This is a genomic window from Streptomyces humi, from assembly GCF_001005085.2.
In the GTDB taxonomy this organism is placed as follows: Bacteria; Actinomycetota; Actinomycetes; order Streptomycetales; family Streptomycetaceae; genus Streptomyces; species Streptomyces humi.
The window spans coordinates 39,139-56,932 of record NZ_LBMU02000073.1; the positions used below are offsets into that span (position 1 = coordinate 39,139).

Consider the following 17,794-nt stretch of genomic DNA (forward strand, 5'->3'; position numbering starts at 1 on the left):
CCGGGATGCGGCTGATCGACCTGTCGGTGCCACTGCGCACCGGCATGCCGGTCTACCCCGGCGACCCTCAGGTGGACATCCGGCCCGCGCTGACCGCGGCCCGGGACGGCGTCAACGTCCTCCAGGTGCACATGGGCTCGCAGTCCGGCACGCACGTGGACGCCCCCTCCCACATCGAGGACGGCCTGTCCGCGCTGGACCAGCTGCCGCTGGACCGTTTCGACGGCCCCGCCCACGTCGTCGACGCCCGGGGTCTGCCGCCCCGGGCGGCCATCGGGGCGGACCTGCTGGCCGCCGTGCCCGAGGGCCGGATCGTGCTGGTCGCCACCGGCTGGTCCGCCCACTGGGGCACCGACGCCTACCACGACCACCCGTACCTGACCCCGGAGGCGGCCGGGCTGCTCGTCGCCCGTGGTGTGCGCACCGTCGGGATCGACGCGCTCAGCGTCGACCCCACGCCCGGCGAGACCCTTCCCGCCCACCGGGTGCTGTGCGGCGCGGACGCCGTCATCGCCGAGAACCTCACCAACCTCGCCGAGGTCCTCGGCGCCCAGCTGGCCGGCCACGCCGTCCACGTCAGCCTCTTCCCCCTCCACCTGCCCGGCGCGGACGGCGCACCCGTCCGCGCCGTGGCCCGGATCCCGGAGCCCCAGCCATGAACAACGACCACGAGACCGCCCTCGCCGCGGCCGACGCGCTGATCGCCGCCTTCGCCGAAGGTCGTACCGACGACTACTTCGCCGCCTTCGCGGCCGAGGCGAGCTTCGTCTTCCACACCACCGACCGGCGTCTGGACTCCACCGAGGAGTACCGCGGCCTGTGGCACAGGTGGAGCGAGGAGGACGGCTTCCGCGTCCTCGCCTGCGAGTCGAAGGACCGGCGGCTCCAGTTGCTCGGCGACACGGCCGTGTTCACCCACTCGGTGACCACCCGGGTCGCCACCCGGGCCGGGGAGGAGACGCTGCACGAGCGCGAGACCATCGTCCTCCACCGCACGGGCGACGGCACCTGGCTCGCCGTCCACGAGCACCTGTCCCCCGACCCGGCGGCCACGGCCGCCTGACCGGGCACCCGCCTGCCCCCCTCAGCTCGCTTCGGCGCGGGGCGGTCAGCGGATGGTGGGAGCGGAGGGGTCCGGGGTCGGGTCCAGGCCGGTCATCTGTTCCGCGAAGGCCTGCGCGGCCGTGGGAGAGGTGAAGAGGCGGTGCAGGCGGGCGCGGGCGAGGTTGCGCAGGAACGGGCCGCGGTGGGTGTCGTCGCCGGCGTCGTGGACCGTCCGGGTCAGCCAGTGGGAGAACTCCTGGTCGTTCCAGACGCGCCGCAGGCAGCGCCGCGAGTAACTGCGCAGCGCGGTGTCGTCCTGGTCGCGGACGTGGTCGCGGACGGCGCGGGCGAAGAGATCGGCGTCGTACAGGGCGAGGTTCATGCCCTTGCCCCCCATGGGGGACACGATGTGGGCGGCGTCCCCGACGAGGAACAGCCGGCCGTACTGCATGGGGTCGTGGACCAGGCTGCGCAGCCGGAAGGTCTCGCGGTCGGTGATCGGGCCGGCGGTCAGGGCGGGATCGGCGAGCCTGGTGCGCAGTGCCTCCCAGACGCGGTGGTCCGGCCAGGCCTCGGGCCGGTCGTCGGGCGGGCACTGGAGGTAGTAGCGGCTGCGCTGCGGCCCGCGGGGGAAGTGCGCGGCGAAACCCTGCGGGCTGACGGCGAGCAGGGGGTGGGCAGGGGGCGGTGCGTCGGCGAGGACGGTGAGCCAGCCGACGCCGTGGTCGAAGCCGTGGGCGCTGAGGACACCCTCGGGGACGGCGGCGCGGGTGACACCGTGGTCACCGTCACAGCCGGCGACGAAGTCGCAGGTGATCGAGTGCGGGGTGCCGTCGGCGGAGCGGTAGCGGACGGTGGGGCGGTCTCCGGTCAGGCCGTGCAGGGAGACGTCGGCCACCTCGTAGCGGATGTCACCGCCGTCGGCGAGATGGGCGGCGGTGAGGTTGGCGACCAGGAGCTGCTGCGGGCAGAGCCGTGCCCCGGGCCCCTCGGAGCCGTCGTTGTCGTCCACGAGGTGGGTCTCGCCGTCCACCCGGAACTCCAGGATGCCGTCGTGCGGTGCGCCGCCCAGCACCAGGTCGGCCAGCCCCCAGGTCTCGAACATCCGCACGGCGCGGCTCTCCACGATGCCCGCCCGCTGCCGCTGCGCCACGTACTCGCGGCTGCCGCGCTCCAGCACGACGCAGTCCACCCCGCAGGTGCGCAGCAGGTTGGCGACGGTCAGCCCGGCCGGGCCCGCGCCGATCACCACCACCGTCGTGGACCGCGACGCCCCGCCCGGCTCGTTCTCCCCCAGGACCACTTGGCACCTCCCGGTTCAGCGTAGCCGAGTGCGCCCGAACTCCGGTGTCGTCACGCGGCGTTGACAGACCCGCGGATCGGCGCGACGGTGATGTCCCGTCCGTGGGCCGAGTCCGGAGGTCGTCCGTTGGCCGGTACGTCAGCACCTGGTTCGGGCACCGGTGGCACCGGTCTGGTCGAGCGCGTCCGCGCGCTCCAGCCGCTGATCCGCTCGCACGCCCTGCGCGCGGAACAGGAGCGGCGGGTGACGGGCGAGGTCGTCCAGGCACTCGCGGGTGCCGGGATCCACCGTATGAACGTCCCGCGTCGTCACGGGGGTTACCAGTCCTCGTTACGGACCCAGGTCGACGCGCTGAGCGCGGTCTCCGCCGCGTGCGGGTCGGCCGGGTTCATGGCGCTGATCCAGGCCGGGTGCGCCTTCATCGCGGCCCTGTTCCCCGACGAGGCCCAGGACGAGATCTTCACCGGTCCCGATGTCCGGGTGGGCGGCACCCTCGTACCGGGTTCGAGGGCGGTGGCGGTGGACGGCGGTTACGTGGTGAGCGGGAACTCCCCGTTCGCGACCGGCTGCCAGGACGCCGACTGGCATCTGCTGACCGCGCTGGCCGACACAGCGGACGGTCCGCCGGAGATGCTGTGGCTGGCGATCCCGATGGCGGAGCTCAAGGTGCTGGACGACTGGAACGTCACGGGTCTCGCCGGCAGCGGGAGCAACACCGTCGTCGCCCAGGACGTGCACGTGCCCGCCCATCGCGTCCTGCCGTTGGGGCCGTTGCTGTCGGGCGCGTTCCCGTCGCTGCGCAACGGCGGCGACCCGTTCTACCGGATGCCGGTGCTGCTGCTGTTCTGTGCCTGGACGGCCGCGAACGCCCTCGGTCTGGCACGGGCGGCCCTGACGGAGTTCGGTGAGCGCATCCATCAGCGGGGCATCACGTACACCTGCTACGAACGCCAGCACGAGGCACCGGTGACGCATCTCCAGTTCGCCGAGGCCGAGATGAAGGTGTCGTCCGCGGAACTGCTCGCCGCGGACCTCATCGGGCTGATCGAGTCCAGGGCGGCCACGGGCGAGCCGTACACGACGCTGGAGCGGGCCCGGATCCGGGCGCAGTGCGGGTACCTGACCCGGTCGTGCAAGGAGGCCGCCGACCTGGTCGGGTCCGCCTCGGGCGCCTCCTCTTTGCACCGGGAGGCGCCCGTCCAGCGGATCGTGCGGGACCTGAACGCCCTGAGCCTGCACTCGTTCGTCAACCCCGCCGCCAATCTGGAGCTGTACGGCAGGGTGTTGTCAGGCCTCGACGCCGGGACGCCGTTCCTGTAGGACGGCGCCCCGGGCCGGGAGGCACCGGGCCGGGAGGCACCGGGCCGGGAGGCACCGGGCCGGAGGTCACCGGGCGGGCTCACGGCTTCGGGCGGGGGCCGACGAGTTCCTCGTACAGGGCCCGGCGTTCCTGCGAGCCCTCCTCCGTCCGGGCGAGCGCCTTCTCCCAGTCCTGCTGGACCTCGTCCAGGTAGGCACGCCAGTCCCCGTCCGCGCGGGACGCGCCCATCTCCCGCAGGTCGACGAAGCGTTCGTTCTTGCCGAGACCGCCGGAGCCCACCTTGTCGCCCTTGTGGCCGTGCAGGACGGACTCCGGGTTCGAGGTGGCCTCGGTGGACCGGAAGTCGTGCTCGTAGCCGACCGGGCTGTCGGCGTGCGGCTTGATGGTCTCGATGCCGATCTGGAGCGAACCGTCGCGTTCCATGGTGGGGCGGTGGTAGACCAGCAGGATGTGGCCGTAGGAGCCGTTCGGCAGCACCATGTCGCCGTTCCAGTCCTTGGAGCCCAGGCCGCCGCCGGAGAAGTCCTGTCCCCACAGTTTCGGGCTGGCCGCGCCGACCGCGAGCTTGTTGGTGACGGACGCCATGATGCCGCCCTTCTCCTTGAACGTGCCCGGCTGGTCGCCCTTGTTGGCGCCGATGGAGGTGCGGTGGGTGGCGAAGTCGCGCTCCGAGACGTCCTCGGCGGTCTCGCCCTTGGTCGCGTCCTTGGTGACGCCCAGGAAGTGCGGCAGCCAGTAGGCCGCTTCGTCCTTCGAACTGAGCGCCGGGATGCGGACGTTGACGCGGCCGCCGTGCGCCAGGGCGCGGATGACGTCCTGTTCGTGATCCACCTTGTGCGTGCCCAGCGCCGGGTCGTAGAGCTTCAGACCGCTGCGCAGGACCAGCAGGATCTTCGTGAGCATCTCGCGGGCCCTGGTGTCCTTGCGGACGTAGTCGGGCGCCTTCTCCTTGCCGCCCTTGCCGATCGGGCTGCCCGGTGCCGGCAGGGCACCGTCGTGCCGGCGCTCGGGGGCGATGCCCGCCGGATACAGGGAGTCGACGGCGGTGTCACGGATCTGCTGGTCCCGTTCGGCTTCCAGGAGCTTGCGGTCGTCGGCCGAGGTGCCGGGTGCCTGGGTGAGCATGAACCGGCCGAGCGTGTAGTCGGGGCTGATCGGCGGTGCGGCGGCCGCGCGGACGGCCGGGTGGTTCGCGCGGACGGCCAGCGTGGCGGTGAGGACCCGCTTGCCCGCGCTCAGTTGCAGCCAGTCCTTGAAGTCTCCCTTGAGGTAGGCCTCGGCGTCCGCGTAGGTGCCGATGCCCACGGCCTTGAGCCACTTCGGGTTGACGTCGGAGAGCTGCCGGATGTCGCTCAGGTCCTGGTCGTTGAACGCCTCTCCGCGCAGCACGCGCCGGTCCAGGGTCTTGCGGAGCCGGGTGGGGCCCTCGACCAGCCACTGTTCGGGCCACCAGGTGCCCGGGGCGAAGATGTTCCGCTTCGACTTCGTCTGGACGGTGTGCAGTTCGATCGAGCTGCTGAGCCTGGCGATGATCTCCTTGCCCGACCCGCCGCCGTCCTCGGCACGGCCGGATTCCTCGGTGTGTCCGGCGTCCTCGGCGGTGGACCGGCCGGCCGTGTCCGAGGCCGTCACGCGCTGGACGGTGGGGGTGCCGGGCCGGTCCTGGTCGTGGGCGTGCGCCTGACCGGTGTCCTCGCCCGCGGCGACGCGCCGGATGTGCCGCAACCACGCGCCGTTCAGGTCCGTCGGCGGTGCCACCGCACGTGGCGTGTCCGGGCCCCGCTCGCCAGGGTGGTGGTGATCCCGTGTGACGGGGCGCATGGACCGTCCTCCTCGCCGACTCTGCTGCCCGGCTCTCTGTTCTAGGCCGGCGGGCCGGCGGTGCGGAAGGACCTCAGGGGCAGACCCCGGTGCCTAACGGTCCCCCGTCCGCTCCTCCCGCGACGGGGGCCGGTGCCCCGTCAGGAGACGTACCACGGCCGCGTTCCCGGCGGTCCGCTGCAAGGAGTCGAGGCGTGCGGCGGCGGCGCTGTCGGGCGGTGCCGCCACCACCCGGCTCCGGCGGCACCGTGTCCCGGGTTCCGCGCGCCCGCCCGCCGTACCGGGCTCGTCCGGCGCGGTGGCACTCGTCCCGGTGGTCACGTCACGCCCCCGTCTCGGCCTCTCCCCCGGGCACCACCTGTGCACCTCTCAGGGTTCTCCCGTCGTTCAACTTACCGCCACCGGCACCCGCACGGACCGACACCCGCACGGACCGACGGCCGTACCGGAACCGCCGCCCGCGGCGGCGCCTGGAATCGGCCTGCGCGTCGACGCCGGGCCGGGCGAGAATGAGCGGATGATCGCCGAACCGCCCCGGGGCCCCGTCGAGTTGCCGCGCGTCGTCGTCGACCTCGCGGCGGGGCGCCCGACGCGCGCCGTGTGGCGGAACGAGGCCGGCGGACTGACGTTCCAGGTCGGCCTGGGCGAACAGCGGTGGTTCGTGAAGTGGACGCCGGCCGGCAGCGGTGTCGACCTCGCGGCCGAGGTGACGCGTCTGCGCTGGGCGGCGAGGTTCACCGCGGTGCCGCACGTACTCGACGCGGACGCCGACGACACCGGGTCCTGGATCGTCACGCGCGGCCTGCCGGGACGTTCGGCGGTGGACGACCGGTGGAAGCGCGACCCCGGCACGGCGGTACGCGCGGTCGGGGCCGGGCTGCGCGCGCTCCATGACACGCTGCCGGTCGCGGACTGCCCGTTCTCGTGGTCGGCCGGGAGCCGGCTGGAAGCGGTGCGGTCACGGGCGGCGGCCGGGCGGATCGATCCGGCGAACTGGCCTGAGGATCTACGGCACTTCGGCACCGTCGAACGCGCGCTCGGCGTCGTCTCGGACATTCCGCCGGTGGACACGCTCGTCGTCTGTCATGGCGACGCCTGCGCCCCCAACACCCTGGTCGGCGACGACGGCACGCACGCCGGGCACGTCGACCTCGGCGCGCTGGGTGTCGCCGACCGGTGGGCCGACCTCGCCGTCGCCACCTGGAGCACCCGCTGGAACTACGGGCCGGGTTGGGAGGATCCGCTGCTCGAGGCCTACGGGGTCGAGCCGGACCGGGAGCGGACCGCGTACTACCGGCTGCTGTGGGAGCTGTCCGACTGACCGGCGGCCCGCGCACACGGCCGAGGGTGTCACAGCTTCCAGTCGCGCAGCCGGTCGGCGACGTCCTGGACGCCGATACGGGTGTCGCGGACCTTGCGCACCAGATCGGACAGGGCGCCGTACGGCGGGTCGATGCCCTCGCCGGCCTGCGCCATGTACTGGGCGGCGATGAACGCGGCGTACAGGCTGTTGCGGTGCGGAAGCGGCTCCAGGCGCACGATCGTGTGCAGGAGCGCCGCCGCACGCCACGCCGCGTCCGGGTCGGCGGCCGCGAGCGTGGGCAGCCGGGTCCGGTGCCGGGCCACGGCGGCCACCAGCGCCGAGTAGTCCGAGACGGTCAGGTCCTCGTGGCCGAGGGCGTTCTCCTGGACGTCCAGCAGCCAGGAGACGTCTATGTAGAGAGGCGGCATCAGGCGGCGGCAGCCCCGTCGCCGCGCTCGGCGGGCGGCACTTCGTCGGGGAAGGCCTCGTCGAACTCGCCGCGCAGCCGGTCGGCCCACTCCGTCGCACCGGCGACGAACCGCTTGCGCTGCATCTCGCGGACTCCGAGGTCGTGCAGGTACTGCTTGAGGCTCTTGCCCTCGGCGGCCGCCGCGGCCCGGACGCCCTCGAGTTCCTCGTCGGTGAAAGACACGTTCAGGGAAGGCATGACAGTGATGGTACCTACTTGGTGCCAGGCGGGTAAAGCCGGGCGGAGGGGCGGGGTGCCGGGCCCGGTCAGTGCTCGCGGGAACGCAGGCGGCGCAGCATGCGGGGGTCCTCGAAGCCGACCGCGCGGGCGGCCGCGTCGACCGTGGCACCGTGGCCGATCAGGTGCTCGGCGCGTTCGACGCGGAGGGTCTGCTGGTAGCGCAGCGGGGTGAGACCGCCGGTGGCGCGGGTGAAGAGGCGGGTGAGGGTGCGTTCGCTGACGCCGACGGCCGCGGCCAGGGCGGACAGTGGCAGGGGCTGGTCGAAGCGGGCGTCGAGCAGGTCCTGGGCGCGGTGGACGGTGTCGTCGAGGTGGGAGCGGTGTCTGAGCATGGCGCTGGCCTGCGGCTCGTGGCCGTTGCGCCGGGCGTAGACCACCATGTCCCGGGCCACCTGGGCGGCGACCGCGGGGCCGTGCCGGGTGGCGACCAGGTGCAGGGCCAGGTCGATGCCGCTGGCGATGCCGGCCGAGGTGACCACCCGGTCGTCGGCGGTGTACAGCACGTCGGGGACGACCGTCGCCCGGGGGTACCGGCGGGCGAGTTCGTCCTGCACGTCGTGGTGGGTGGTGCAGCGGCGGCCGTCGAGCAGGCCGGCCCGGCCGAGCGCCTCGGCTCCGGCGCAGACACTGGCGACGGTGCCGCCCCTGGCGTGGTGGTCCCGGAGCGACCGCAGGGCGGCCGGGCCGGGGGCGGGGCCGCCGGCGAGGGTGCGGGCCCGCCAGCCGGGGACCACGATCAGGTCCTCGGGGCCGAGCTCGGGCCAGTCGCATCGGGCCACCAGCGGCAGGCCCTGGGCGGTGGTGACCAGCGGCTGCTCGGCGACGTAGCTGAGTGTGCAGGGGTACCCGAAGTCGGCGGCCGTGGCGAAGACCTGCGCGGGACCCGCCAGATCCAGCAGATGGACTCCGGGCACCAGAAGGAAGACGATGTGGTTCACGATCCGGTCATCATGCCCGGGGTCCGGCCGCGGCTTCCAGTTCCGCCACGGTGGCGATGGTCGCGAAGCGTCCGGCCAGGGCGTACTCGGTGCGCCTGATGATCTCCTCGGCGCTCAGGGTGCGGGGGTCCGACAGCAGTTCGGCGACGCTCCGGCCAGCGGGGGCGTCACGGTGCGGTACGGGGTTGGTGGCGGTGGCGTCGACGACGAAGGTGACCTGGTAGCCGAGGTCGCTCGCGACGCGGGTGGTGGTCTCCACGCACTGCTCGGTCCGGATGCCGCAGACGGTCAGTTCGCGGATGCCGTGCCCGGTGAGGAGTTGTTGCAGGTTGGTGGTGGTGAAAGCGTTGTGCGAGGTCTTGTGGACCAGCGGTTCCGTGTCCAGGCGCCGCAGCTCCTCCATCAGCCGGACGTGGCCGAGGGCGGGGTCGAAGACATCACCGCTGCCGGGCTCGGAGTGCAGCACCCAGACCACCAGGTCGCCCGCCTGGCGGGCGAGCCGCACCAGGCGGTCCACCCGCTCGGTGATCTTCGGGTCGGAGATGGTCTCCCACAGCGGGCGGGCGCGGAACGATTCCTGGACGTCGATGACGACGAGTGCTCGGGTCATGCCCCAAGCCTGACCGGCGGGACGGGCACGGCGACAGGCCGCATCGGGTCCGCGTGCGGACCGATCCGGTCACACTAGAGGGCCGCCGGCGAGGGGCGTCGGGAGGTCCGTTCCCGGTGTGCCGGGCCCTTCGGTGGCCCTCGCCAGTTCGGGCAGGGTGAGGTGCAGGGTGCGCAGCAGCGCCACCGTCTGCCGTCCGTCACCGGTCCAGGTGTTCCGCAGCTCGGCCCGTTCGTACTCGGCGGTGTCCATCCCGATGGCGTGGGCCAGCTTCGCCGTGCTGAACCGGCGGGCGAGACGGTGCTCCGCGAGGGTGCGTGGAGCCTCGATCTCCATCAGGTCCGTGGTCCGGCACCAGAGCACGTCCGCGAGGACGAACAACTCGTCCTCCGTCGGTCGGTACTCGCCGACCTCCCATGCGTGGATCATCGAGATGTCGACGGGGACCCCGCACGCGTTCATCTGTTCCGTCACCTGCTGGGGCGAGAGGCCCAGGCTCTGTCTGGCCGACATGGCGACGACGGGTGAGAACGGCGGTCTGTTCACGGGCCGGGCCTTTCCTGTTGCCGGTGTCGCGGACCGCGACCCCGGTCACGATCTTGAGCAGAGTCTCGCGGCTGGGCGCCCCGGCCCGCGACCCGTGCGCCGCACTCCTGCGCGCACGCACCCCACCCCTGCCTCACCGGCCGCCGTGCGGGCCGCCACGCTGCCCCGAAGGGCACGGCCGGCCCGCGCGCCGGGGCAGCGACGGGCTGCGCGGGTACCCCGTGCGACCGGCCGGCCGATCGGCTCAACGACCGCGCAGAGCCGTGCTGATGGCCCGTCCGGTCTGCTGGACCGCGCCCACGAGCCGGTCCAGGCTGTGCGCGGGATCGGTCACCACGGCGAGGGACGCCAGCGGTGTTCCGTTCGGGCCGTGCAGGGGTACGGCCACACAGCAGACGCCGGCCAGTACCGTCTGCCGGTCGAAGGCGACGCCGCGGGCCCGGATCGCCGCGGCCTCCCGTTGCCAGGTCGCGGGCAGCGGACCCGGCGGGAGCTGCGGAGGCGTCTCGGCCACCAGCACCTTGCCCGCCGCGGTGAACCACGGATGGGTCACGCCGTCGGGGGGCCGGGTGACCGCGCCGGCGCGGTCACCGGTCGTCGAGTCCACGACCAGGGTCCGCCCCTCCCGCAGCACGTTGACGGTCACGGTCGCGCCGGTGAGGGCCGCGAGGCGCCGGGCCGGCCCGCGGGCCGCGGCACGCAGGCCGGGATGCGGCTGCCAGCCCTGCCCGAGCCGGAAGATCCGCGGCCCCATGCGGTAGCCCCCGCCCCTGCGTTCGACGGCCCCCAGCTCGGCCATCTGTTCCAGGAGGCGGTACGCGGTCGTCTTGGGCAGCCCGCACTCCGCGGCGAGCCTGGTCAGGCCGGCCCCCTCGGCCCGCTCCACCGCTTCCAGCAGGGCGAAGGCGCCCGCCAGCACACTCCTTCCGCCGCCGTCCGCCACCGCCCGGGCCGGCGGCTCCCCCGTTCTGGCCGTCCGGGCCGGCGGCTCCCCCGTTCTGGTCGCCCGCGCCCGCGGCTCCCCCGTTCTGGCCGCCGTCGCCGCTTCCCGCAGTCCGTGCTGTCCGTTCACTTTCCGCCCCCCGGATACCGCCCGGCCGGCGCCGTGCGCCGCCGTTCCCCGTGTGCGGTGCGCCGCCGTGCCTGGCGGCTCCCCGTCCCAACAGACTGAAGTCCGTGTCATGAGACTGGGGTTCGAGTGTGGCTGGGAACGTTGTCGATAGGTTGTCGCCCCGCGCGAGAATGTGTGCGTGGGGTGAAGACGAACCGCGCGGGGAGTGTGGACATCGTGGTGGAACTGCGTCTTCTCGGTCCGGTGGAACTCTCCGTACAGGGCCGGACCATCGAGGTCGGACCACCGCAGCGGCGTACCGTGCTCGCCGCGCTGGCGGTGGATTCCGGCCGGCCCGTACCGGTCGACGTGCTGATCATGAGGGTCTGGGGCGCCGAGGCACCGGACGGGGCGCGGCGCGCGCTGCACGCCCACGTGGCCAGGCTGCGCCGGCTGTGCGAGCGGACCGCCGCGGCCGGGGAGCCCCCGCTGCACCTGGTGCGCCGCTCGGGCGGATACCTGCTGGAGGCCCTTCCGGAGCAGGTGGACGTCCACCGGTTCCGGCAGCTGGCCGACCGGGCCCGGGAGGCGGGGCGGCCCGACGGGGAACGGGCGGCGCTGCTGCGCGAGACGCTGGGGGTGTGGCGCGGTGAACCGCTGGCCGGCCTGAGCGGGCCGTGGGTGGCGCGGGTGCGCGAGGCGTGGCGTCGGCAGCACGTGGACGCCGCCGTGGCCTGGGCGCACGCCGAGTCGCGGGTCAGCGACCCCGTCTCCGTGATCGGTCCGCTCACCGAACTCCTGGACGAGTACCCGCTGGTGGAGCCGTTGGCCGAGGCACTGATGCGGGCGCTGCGGGCCGCCGGGCGCGGTGCCGAGGCCCTGGACGCCTACGCGGCCGTCCGCAGACGACTGGCCGAGGAGCTGGGTGTCGACCCCGGTACGGAACTACGGAAGATCCACGAGGCGATCCTGCGGGGAGGGTCCGCCGAACCCGTCGTACCGGCGCTGTCCAGGAGCCCGGAGCGGGCCGCTCCCCCGGCGCGGCCGCCATCCGGTGCGGTCGCCTGGCCGGGCGCCCTTCCCGGTCAGCTCCCCATGGGCGTACAGGGTTTCACCGGGCGGGACCATGAACTCGCCGAGCTGGAGGACATCTTCGCCGCCGCGGCGGACCAGCCGTCCGCGGTGGTGATCACGGCGGTGTCGGGCACGGCCGGGGTGGGCAAGACCGCGCTGGCCCTGCACTGGGCGCGCCGCGCCCAGCATGCCTTTCCCGACGGCCAGTTGTTCGTGAACCTGCGCGGGTTCGCGCCCGGCGGCTCGGTGATGGGCCCGGCGGAGGCGGTACGCGGGTTCCTCGACGCCCTGGGGGTGCCGCCCGCCCGGATCCCGGTCGGCCTGGAGGCCCAAGTGGGCCTTTACCGCAGTCTTCTGACGGGGCGCCGGGTACTCGTGGTGCTGGACAACGTGCGCGACGCCGAGCAGGTGCGTCCGCTGCTGCCGGGGGCCCCGGGCTGTCTGGCGCTGATCACCAGCCGGCGGTCGCTGACCGGGCTGGTCGCCACCGAGGGGGCACGGCTGGTGACCCTCGGTCTGCTCGATCCCCGCGAGGCACAGGAGTTGCTGGTCGCCCGGCTCGGCGCGCACCGGGTCACGGCCGATCCGGACGCCGTGCGGGAGATCATCGGCCGGTGCGCGGGGCTGCCCCTGGCGCTGGCGATCGTCGCCGCGCGGGCCGCCGCCCAGCCGGACCTGCCGCTGGCGGCTCTCGCCGCGGAACTGCGCCGCGCCGACGGACGGCTGGACGCGCTCGACGGCGGGGAGGCCAGCAGCGAGGTACGGGCGGTGTTCTCCTGGTCGTACCAGGCGCTCGACCCGGGGACCGCCCGGCTCTTCCGATTACTGGCGCTGCATCCCGGGCCGAGCGCCGCGCTCCCCGCGATCGCCGCCCTGGCCGGCCTGCCGGCCGCCCGCGCCGGGGCCCTGGTGCGGGATCTGGTCCGCGGCCATCTGCTCACCGAACAGCCCGCGGGCCGCTACGCCTTCCACGACCTGCTGCGCGCCTACGCCGCCGAACTCGTCGCCGCGCACGACGACGAGGAGGCCCGGCGGAGCGCCGCGCGCCGGGTGTACGACCATTACCTGCGCACCGCCCGCCGGGCGGACGCCCTGGTGACCCCACGTGCCGAACCGGCCCCGCGGCCGGACGCCCAGGACGGCGCCCCGGCCGAGGAGTTGTCCGGGCACCGGCAGGCGCAGGCGTGGTTCGCGGCCGAACGTCCGGTCCTGCTCGCCGCCGTGGAACAGGCACGCGAGACGGGTTTCCCCGGCCACAGCTGGCGGCTCGCCTCGGCGCTGACGACCTACCTCGACCGGCACGGCCACTGGCGCGCGTTGTCGGCCGCGCACACCACGGCGCTGGCCGCCGCCCGGCGCGGCGGTGACGCCGTCGGGCAGGCCGAGGCCCTGCGCGGACTCGGGCTCGCCGCCGACCGGCTGGACCGCCCCGACGAGGCCCGCGCCCACTACCTGGGCGCGCTGGACCTGTTCGGCGAGGCCGGCAGCCACGCCGGGCAGGCCCGTATCCACCAGCACCTGTCCCGGATGTCCGAGGCGCAGGGCCGGCACCGGCAGGCGCTCGGCCACGCCCATGACAGCCTCGCCCACCACCGGGCCGCCGGCGACCTGGCCGGGCAGTCCGCGGCGCTGAACCACATCGGCTGGATCCTCGCCCAGCTCGGTGACCACCAGGAGGCCCTGGCACACTGCCGGCAGGCCCTCGAACCGGCCCGGCGGACGGGCGACCTCAACGGACAGGCCCACATCCAGGACAGCCTCGGCTACATCCACCACCGGCTGGGCCGGCACGCCGAGGCCCTGGACCACTACGAGCAGGCCGTCGTGCTGTTCCACCAGACCGGCGACCGGCACGGCGAGGCCGCGGCCCTGCTCCCTCTCGGCGACCTCCACGACACCGCCGGACGTCCGCTGCCCGCGCGCACGGCATGGGTCCGGGCGCTGGCCCTCACCACCGAACTCGGGGTCCCCGAGCTGGATCCGCTGCGGGTACGCCTCCGGGAACGGCTCGATGCCGACGCCGCCCGGACTTCCGCCGCGCAGCGCCCGCGGCCCGCACCGGCCTGACCCGGTACCGGCCGCCCCACCACCCACGGACGACACGACGGGGGTCCGGAGCCGGACCTCAGCGGTAGCGGAGCAGCAGCATGGCGGCGTCGTCCTGGAGGGGGCCGTCGACGTGCTGGAGCAGGTCCTGGCGCAGGGTCTCCAGGGCGGTCTCGGGGTCGTGCTCCTTCAGCAGGTGGGCGCGTTCGGCGAGGGGGTAGAAACGGCCGCCGCGGTCGCGGGCCTCGATGATCCCGTCGGTGTACAGCAGCAGTTGGTCACCGGGGCGGAAGCTCTCCCGGTACGGCTGCGGCCGCTCGGTGCCGTGGGCGCCGAGGCCGAGCGGCAGCGCGTAGGTCCCCGGTTCGGGCAGGTCGACCGTGCCGTCGTCGCGGACCAGCATCGGCGCGGGATGGCCGAAGTTCAGGAAGGTCACCTGGTGGGCGCTCACCTCGGCGAGGACGGCGGTGACGAAGCGCTCGCCGTCCAGCTGCCGGTCGACGGAGCGGGCCAGTCTGCCGCCGACCTCCTCCAGGCCCGCCTCGTCGAGGGCCGCCTCGCGGAACGCCCCGAGGACCAGCGCCGCCGTCTCCACCGCCTCCAGCCCCTTGCCCTGGACGTCCCCGACGATCACCCGTACGCCCTGCGGCGCGGCGACCACCTCGTACAGGTCGCCGCCGATCCGGGCCTCGGCCACGGCGGACGTGTAGGAGACGGCCGCCCGCAGCCGGCCGGCGAGCTTCGGCACGGGCTTGAGCAGGACCCGCTGCGCGGCCTCGGCGATCGACCGGACGCTCTCCAGTTCGGCCTCCCGCCTGCGGCGCATGGACACGGCCACCAGGCCGGCGACGGTGACCCCCACGACCGAGCCGAGGGCCATGGCGCCGCGCCGCATGTTGGTCAGGTCGTCGACCCAGCCCAGTGCGAGGCACAGCAGCAGGGAGAGCGCGCCGACGCACGCGGTGCGCTTCCAGCCGCCCACGAGCGGGGCGAAGGCGGGGCCCACCGACACCAGCGGCAGGAAACCCAGCGACGGACCGGCCACCACGTCCGCGACGGCGACCGCGCCCATCACAGCGAAGGGCAGTACGGACAACACCCGCTGCTGCCGGGTGTGTTGACGGCTCTGTACGGACACGTCCCCGGACCCCCTCCCCGCGCGACCCGACCGGCACGGCGCATCATCGCAGACGTACCCGCTGTTGTCCGTGAATAGACGACAGGTCCGCCGGTACGGCGTCGCCCTGGTGCGAACCGGACGCGCGTGCGGCGCGCGGGTCAGCGCCCGTCGCCCCGCGAGCGGCCGCGGGACGGGCGGGGGGCGCGGCGGGGGCGCCGGGCGGGCGCGGCGTCGGCCGGCCCGGCGGCCAGGGACGAGAAGCCACCCGGGATGCCCGGCCGCGCGGGCGCCGGCGCCTCGGCCGCGGTCCGCTCGGCAGCCGGCCGCCCGGCAGCCGGTCGCTCGGAGGTACGGCTCGGGCGCTGGGCGCGGGCCAGGACACTGATGTGAGGAAGCACCCGGGCGCACGCCTCGCAGATCTCCTCGAGCGTCCAGACGCGGCCGACGGCCGGATCGTGCTGGAGGACGAGCACCACGGCGCCTGCGCACTGCGTCCTGGTGTCCGGGTGCGCCTCGCACTGCTGCGCGCCGCAGTGGCAGCGCGCGTTGGCACGGACGGTGGCCGCCCTGGCGTGCGCGGCCGCGTGCCCGGCGGCGAACGCGCGCAGCGCCGCCAGGTCCTTGGAGCGCGGCGGCATCCGGCAGGCCGTGGTGCTACAGGTGACGGTGGCCGTCCGGTCGGCGTGTCCGGTCAGCCGGACCGTCCAGACCCGCCCGGGGACGCGCTCCGTGGGTGATTCGCTGTACGCAGTCGTCACGTGCGTCCGTTCTGATTGATCGACAAAGGCCCTCTACTATGTGCTACCCGTCTCGGCGAAGGACAGCACGTTTCCACGGTGATCGGTTCCGGGAGCGGTGCGCCGACCGCCCACTCCTGCGGGTGATTGCCGGGACCTGGTCGCGTGGAGTCCGCCTGCGACGGGCCGCCGGCCGTTCCCCCTGAAGAGGTACGCCCTGAGCTTCGGCAGGTGTTCCGAGGACAGTATCGAGCACCGGCGGGGCGGTGTCAGGGTCGGGGGCCGTCCAGGAGCACCACCTGCACCAGGTACGGCAGCACCTCGTGGACGTGCGGGTCCTGGTCCGGGAGTACCGCGACGGGGGTCAGTCCCTGGGCGCGCAGGGCGTCGAGCGGCCGGGACCAGTGCACGGGGGCGGGCGGTACGGGCCCGGCGGGGCGGAGTTCCCGGTCCGGGCCGAGCGGGGGCAGGGTGCGCGGGCCGCCGCCCTCGGGGGCGGTCAGGGAGCGCAGGGCACGGGCGGTGGCCCGGCGGACGGCCTCGGTGCGGGTGGCGCCGGTGGCCAGGACCGTGCCGGGGCGGGGGGCCACCCGGATCGCGCAGGCGGGCAGGGAGAGCAGCGCGGACAGGTCGTGCGCGACGGGCTCGCCCGCCGTGTACAGCGACCGTGTGGCGCCCGTGGCGCCGGTCCCGCAGCCGTCGACGGAACATCGGCCGTCACACCTGCCCGTGAGGCACAAGCGCGGCACGCGGGTGCCCGGTTCGGTGAGGCGCCGGGCCAGCAGCGCCTCGCAGTGCGCGGTCATGCCCGCCTCCAGGGCGCCCACCCAGGTGAGGCCCGCCGCCACCCCCACCTGGGCGGGCCCGGAGGGGCCGGCGAGCCGGCCCGCGGGCACCCGGCGCAGGGTGCCCGTGTCCAGGTCCAGGCCCCACACGGCGGACCGCCCGGGGACGCCGCCGGGACGGGCCGGGCCGGTCAGGTGCGCGGCCAGCGCCGCCAGCAGCGCGGTCACGTCCTCCTCGTCCCGTCCGCCGGTGCGGTCCCCGGTCCCGCCGCCCCCGGCGACGGGGTACGGCAGCAGGGCCGCCGCCCGCGCCACCAGTTCCCCGGCGTCCGCCGCCGCGCCCGCCGCCCGGGACACGAAGGCGGCCCGGGCCTCCTCCTCGGTGGGAGGGTGGGTGAACTCCTCGGTCGTCATGCCTGGTCGTTTCCTCTCCGGGCTCCCCCGTCGGAGACCCTCGTCGGTCGATGAAACCCGGAGGCGATCTACAGCGGATGGACGCTCGATCCCGCCATCTGTCCGGTGGCCGGGCGGTGTTCGGCGCGGGTCAGTCGGGTGCGGGGCGGTCGCGGATCTCGAGGGTGCAGCACTTCACGCTGCCGCCGCCCTTGAGCAGTTCGGACAGGTCGAGGCCGACGGGTTCGAAGCCGCGCTCGCGCAGCCGCCTGGCCACGCCGTCGGCCGATTCGGGCAGGACGACGTGCCGGCCGTCGCTGACCGCGTTGAGGCCGAAGTGCTCCGCGTCCGCCTCGTCGACCAGGATCGCGTCGGGGAACAGGCGCCGCAGGACGGCCCGGCTGTGCGGGGCGAAGGCGCCCGGGTAGTACATGATCTCGTCGTCGTCGAGGACGGTCAGGGCGGTGTCGAGGTGGTAGAAGCGCGGGTCCACCAGTTCCAGTCCGACGACGGTCCGGCCGAGGACCCGCTGGGCCTCGGCGTGGCTCGCGGGGGTGCTGCGGAAGCCCGTTCCGGCCAGCAGCCGGTCGCCCGCCAGCAGGAAGTCGCCCTCGCCCTCGTTGACGTGCACGGGGTCGTGCACCCGGTAGCCGCGGTCGCGGAACCACTCCAGGTAGGCCGGTCCCTCGGCGGCCCGCTCGACGTCGCGGAACCGGGCCCCGAGGACCGTGCCGTCCACCACCGTGGCGCCGTTCGCCGCGTACACCATGTCGGGGTAGCCGGGCAGCGGGTCGATGAGCTCGACGTGGTGGCCGAGCCGGCGGTGCAGGGCGAGGAGCTGTTCCCACTGGGTGACGGCGAGTCCGGTGTCCACCGGTTTGCCGGGGTCCATCCAGGGGTTGATCGAGTACGTCACGTCGAAGTGGGTCGGTCGGCACATCAGGTAGTGCCGGGGGCGGGCGGAACGCTGCGGACGGTGTTCCATGACGGGCG

At 74.3% G+C, this 17,794-nt stretch carries 17 protein-coding genes; 5 read left to right on the top strand and 12 right to left on the bottom strand.

From position 1 onward, the window contains the following. Window positions 1-5 precede the first annotated feature (5 nt). Both AAW13_RS29670 and AAW13_RS29675 read left to right on the top strand, forming a co-directional pair. On the top strand, window positions 6-659 hold the full coding sequence (locus AAW13_RS29670) for a cyclase family protein (protein ID WP_046727025.1): 654 nt from the start codon (window positions 6-8) through the stop codon (window positions 657-659). Then, window positions 656-1,063: a YybH family protein gene (locus AAW13_RS29675; RefSeq protein WP_046727026.1), complete on the top strand. Its 408-nt coding sequence runs from the start codon at window positions 656-658 to the stop codon at window positions 1,061-1,063. The genes AAW13_RS29670 and AAW13_RS29675 overlap by 4 nt, the downstream gene beginning before the upstream one ends. A gap of 45 nt (window positions 1,064-1,108) precedes the next feature. Here AAW13_RS29675 and AAW13_RS29680 read toward each other — a convergent pair whose 3' ends face one another. Further along, complete coding sequence (locus tag AAW13_RS29680; protein ID WP_046727027.1) at window positions 1,109-2,347, bottom strand: 4-hydroxybenzoate 3-monooxygenase; 1,239 nt, start codon at window positions 2,345-2,347, stop codon at window positions 1,109-1,111. Between the two features lie 126 nt (window positions 2,348-2,473). Here AAW13_RS29680 and AAW13_RS29685 point away from each other — a divergent pair, with 126 nt between their 5' ends. Continuing rightward, window positions 2,474-3,667 (top strand): acyl-CoA dehydrogenase family protein, encoded by a 1,194-nt coding sequence (locus AAW13_RS29685; RefSeq protein ID WP_046727028.1) that lies wholly within the window; start codon window positions 2,474-2,476, stop codon window positions 3,665-3,667. A 79-nt stretch (window positions 3,668-3,746) separates the two neighbouring features. Here AAW13_RS29685 and AAW13_RS29690 read toward each other — a convergent pair whose 3' ends face one another. Further along, window positions 3,747-5,489 carry a PE-PGRS family protein gene (locus AAW13_RS29690; protein WP_046727029.1) on the bottom strand — a complete coding sequence of 581 codons (1,743 nt, stop codon included), beginning with the start codon at window positions 5,487-5,489 and terminating at the stop codon, window positions 3,747-3,749. A gap of 517 nt (window positions 5,490-6,006) precedes the next feature. Between AAW13_RS29690 and AAW13_RS29695 the strand changes: the two genes are divergently transcribed. Beyond that, window positions 6,007-6,810 carry an aminoglycoside 3'-phosphotransferase gene (locus tag AAW13_RS29695; RefSeq protein WP_046727030.1) on the top strand — a complete coding sequence of 268 codons (804 nt, stop codon included), beginning with the start codon at window positions 6,007-6,009 and terminating at the stop codon, window positions 6,808-6,810. Between the two features lie 29 nt (window positions 6,811-6,839). Here the strand turns inward: AAW13_RS29695 and AAW13_RS29700 are convergent, their stop codons facing one another. From AAW13_RS29700 to AAW13_RS29725, 6 genes are all read right to left on the bottom strand, one after another. Then, window positions 6,840-7,220, bottom strand: a complete 381-nt coding sequence (locus tag AAW13_RS29700; RefSeq protein ID WP_046727031.1) for a hypothetical protein — start codon at window positions 7,218-7,220, stop codon at window positions 6,840-6,842. Next, window positions 7,220-7,459, bottom strand: coding sequence for a hypothetical protein (locus tag AAW13_RS29705; protein WP_046727032.1), 240 nt, complete (start codon window positions 7,457-7,459; stop codon window positions 7,220-7,222). Before AAW13_RS29705 ends, AAW13_RS29700 begins: the two co-directional genes overlap by 1 nt. Window positions 7,460-7,527: 68 nt before the next feature. Continuing rightward, on the bottom strand, window positions 7,528-8,439 hold the full coding sequence (locus AAW13_RS29710; RefSeq protein ID WP_046727033.1) for a GlxA family transcriptional regulator: 912 nt from the start codon (window positions 8,437-8,439) through the stop codon (window positions 7,528-7,530). Window positions 8,440-8,449: 10 nt separating this feature from the next. Then, complete coding sequence (locus AAW13_RS29715; protein ID WP_046727034.1) at window positions 8,450-9,049, bottom strand: isochorismatase family protein; 600 nt, start codon at window positions 9,047-9,049, stop codon at window positions 8,450-8,452. 69 nt (window positions 9,050-9,118) lie between these two features. Next, a complete protein-coding gene (locus AAW13_RS29720) occupies window positions 9,119-9,595 on the bottom strand; it encodes a helix-turn-helix domain-containing protein (RefSeq protein WP_063777035.1) in 477 nt (158 codons plus the stop codon). A gap of 244 nt (window positions 9,596-9,839) precedes the next feature. After that, window positions 9,840-10,667: an IclR family transcriptional regulator gene (locus AAW13_RS29725; RefSeq protein WP_240528779.1), complete on the bottom strand. Its 828-nt coding sequence runs from the start codon at window positions 10,665-10,667 to the stop codon at window positions 9,840-9,842. Window positions 10,668-10,850: 183 nt separating this feature from the next. Between AAW13_RS29725 and AAW13_RS29730 the strand changes: the two genes are divergently transcribed. Next, complete coding sequence (locus AAW13_RS29730) at window positions 10,851-13,787, top strand: AfsR/SARP family transcriptional regulator (protein ID WP_240528780.1); 2,937 nt, start codon at window positions 10,851-10,853, stop codon at window positions 13,785-13,787. A 58-nt stretch (window positions 13,788-13,845) separates the two neighbouring features. On the opposite strand, the gene AAW13_RS29735 is transcribed toward AAW13_RS29730, so the two are convergent. The 4 genes from AAW13_RS29735 to ddaH form a co-directional block, all read right to left on the bottom strand. Next, window positions 13,846-14,838 (bottom strand): PP2C family protein-serine/threonine phosphatase, encoded by a 993-nt coding sequence (locus AAW13_RS29735; RefSeq protein ID WP_046727036.1) that lies wholly within the window; start codon window positions 14,836-14,838, stop codon window positions 13,846-13,848. Between the two features lie 206 nt (window positions 14,839-15,044). Beyond that, window positions 15,045-15,644, bottom strand: coding sequence for a hypothetical protein (locus tag AAW13_RS29740; RefSeq protein WP_046727037.1), 600 nt, complete (start codon window positions 15,642-15,644; stop codon window positions 15,045-15,047). A 248-nt stretch (window positions 15,645-15,892) separates the two neighbouring features. Further along, the gene (locus AAW13_RS45640; RefSeq protein WP_046727038.1) at window positions 15,893-16,822 is read right to left on the bottom strand and encodes a hypothetical protein; all 930 of its coding nucleotides are present in this window, start codon (window positions 16,820-16,822) and stop codon (window positions 15,893-15,895) included. Between the two features lie 130 nt (window positions 16,823-16,952). Further along, window positions 16,953-17,786, bottom strand: a complete 834-nt coding sequence (gene ddaH, locus AAW13_RS29750) for a dimethylargininase (RefSeq protein WP_046727039.1) — start codon at window positions 17,784-17,786, stop codon at window positions 16,953-16,955. Between the last annotated feature and the right edge of the window lie 8 nt (window positions 17,787-17,794).

What these genes read in the sequence shown, in the direction of transcription:
- AAW13_RS29690 (WP_046727029.1), bottom strand. Translation starts at nt 5,489, where the DNA reads ATGCGCCCCGTCACACGGGATCACCACCACCCTGGCGAGCGGGGCCCG.
- AAW13_RS29700 (WP_046727031.1), bottom strand. Translation starts at nt 7,220, where the DNA reads ATGCCGCCTCTCTACATAGACGTCTCCTGGCTGCTGGACGTCCAGGAG.
- AAW13_RS45640 (WP_046727038.1), bottom strand. Translation starts at nt 16,822, where the DNA reads ATGACGACCGAGGAGTTCACCCACCCTCCCACCGAGGAGGAGGCCCGG.
- AAW13_RS29670 (WP_046727025.1), top strand. Translation starts at nt 6, where the DNA reads ATGCGGCTGATCGACCTGTCGGTGCCACTGCGCACCGGCATGCCGGTC.
- AAW13_RS29675 (WP_046727026.1), top strand. Translation starts at nt 656, where the DNA reads ATGAACAACGACCACGAGACCGCCCTCGCCGCGGCCGACGCGCTGATC.
- AAW13_RS29705 (WP_046727032.1), bottom strand. Translation starts at nt 7,459, where the DNA reads ATGCCTTCCCTGAACGTGTCTTTCACCGACGAGGAACTCGAGGGCGTC.
- AAW13_RS29695 (WP_046727030.1), top strand. Translation starts at nt 6,007, where the DNA reads ATGATCGCCGAACCGCCCCGGGGCCCCGTCGAGTTGCCGCGCGTCGTC.
- AAW13_RS29735 (WP_046727036.1), bottom strand. Translation starts at nt 14,838, where the DNA reads ATGGGCGCGGTCGCCGTCGCGGACGTGGTGGCCGGTCCGTCGCTGGGT.
- AAW13_RS29715 (WP_046727034.1), bottom strand. Translation starts at nt 9,049, where the DNA reads ATGACCCGAGCACTCGTCGTCATCGACGTCCAGGAATCGTTCCGCGCC.
- ddaH (WP_046727039.1), bottom strand. Translation starts at nt 17,786, where the DNA reads ATGGAACACCGTCCGCAGCGTTCCGCCCGCCCCCGGCACTACCTGATG.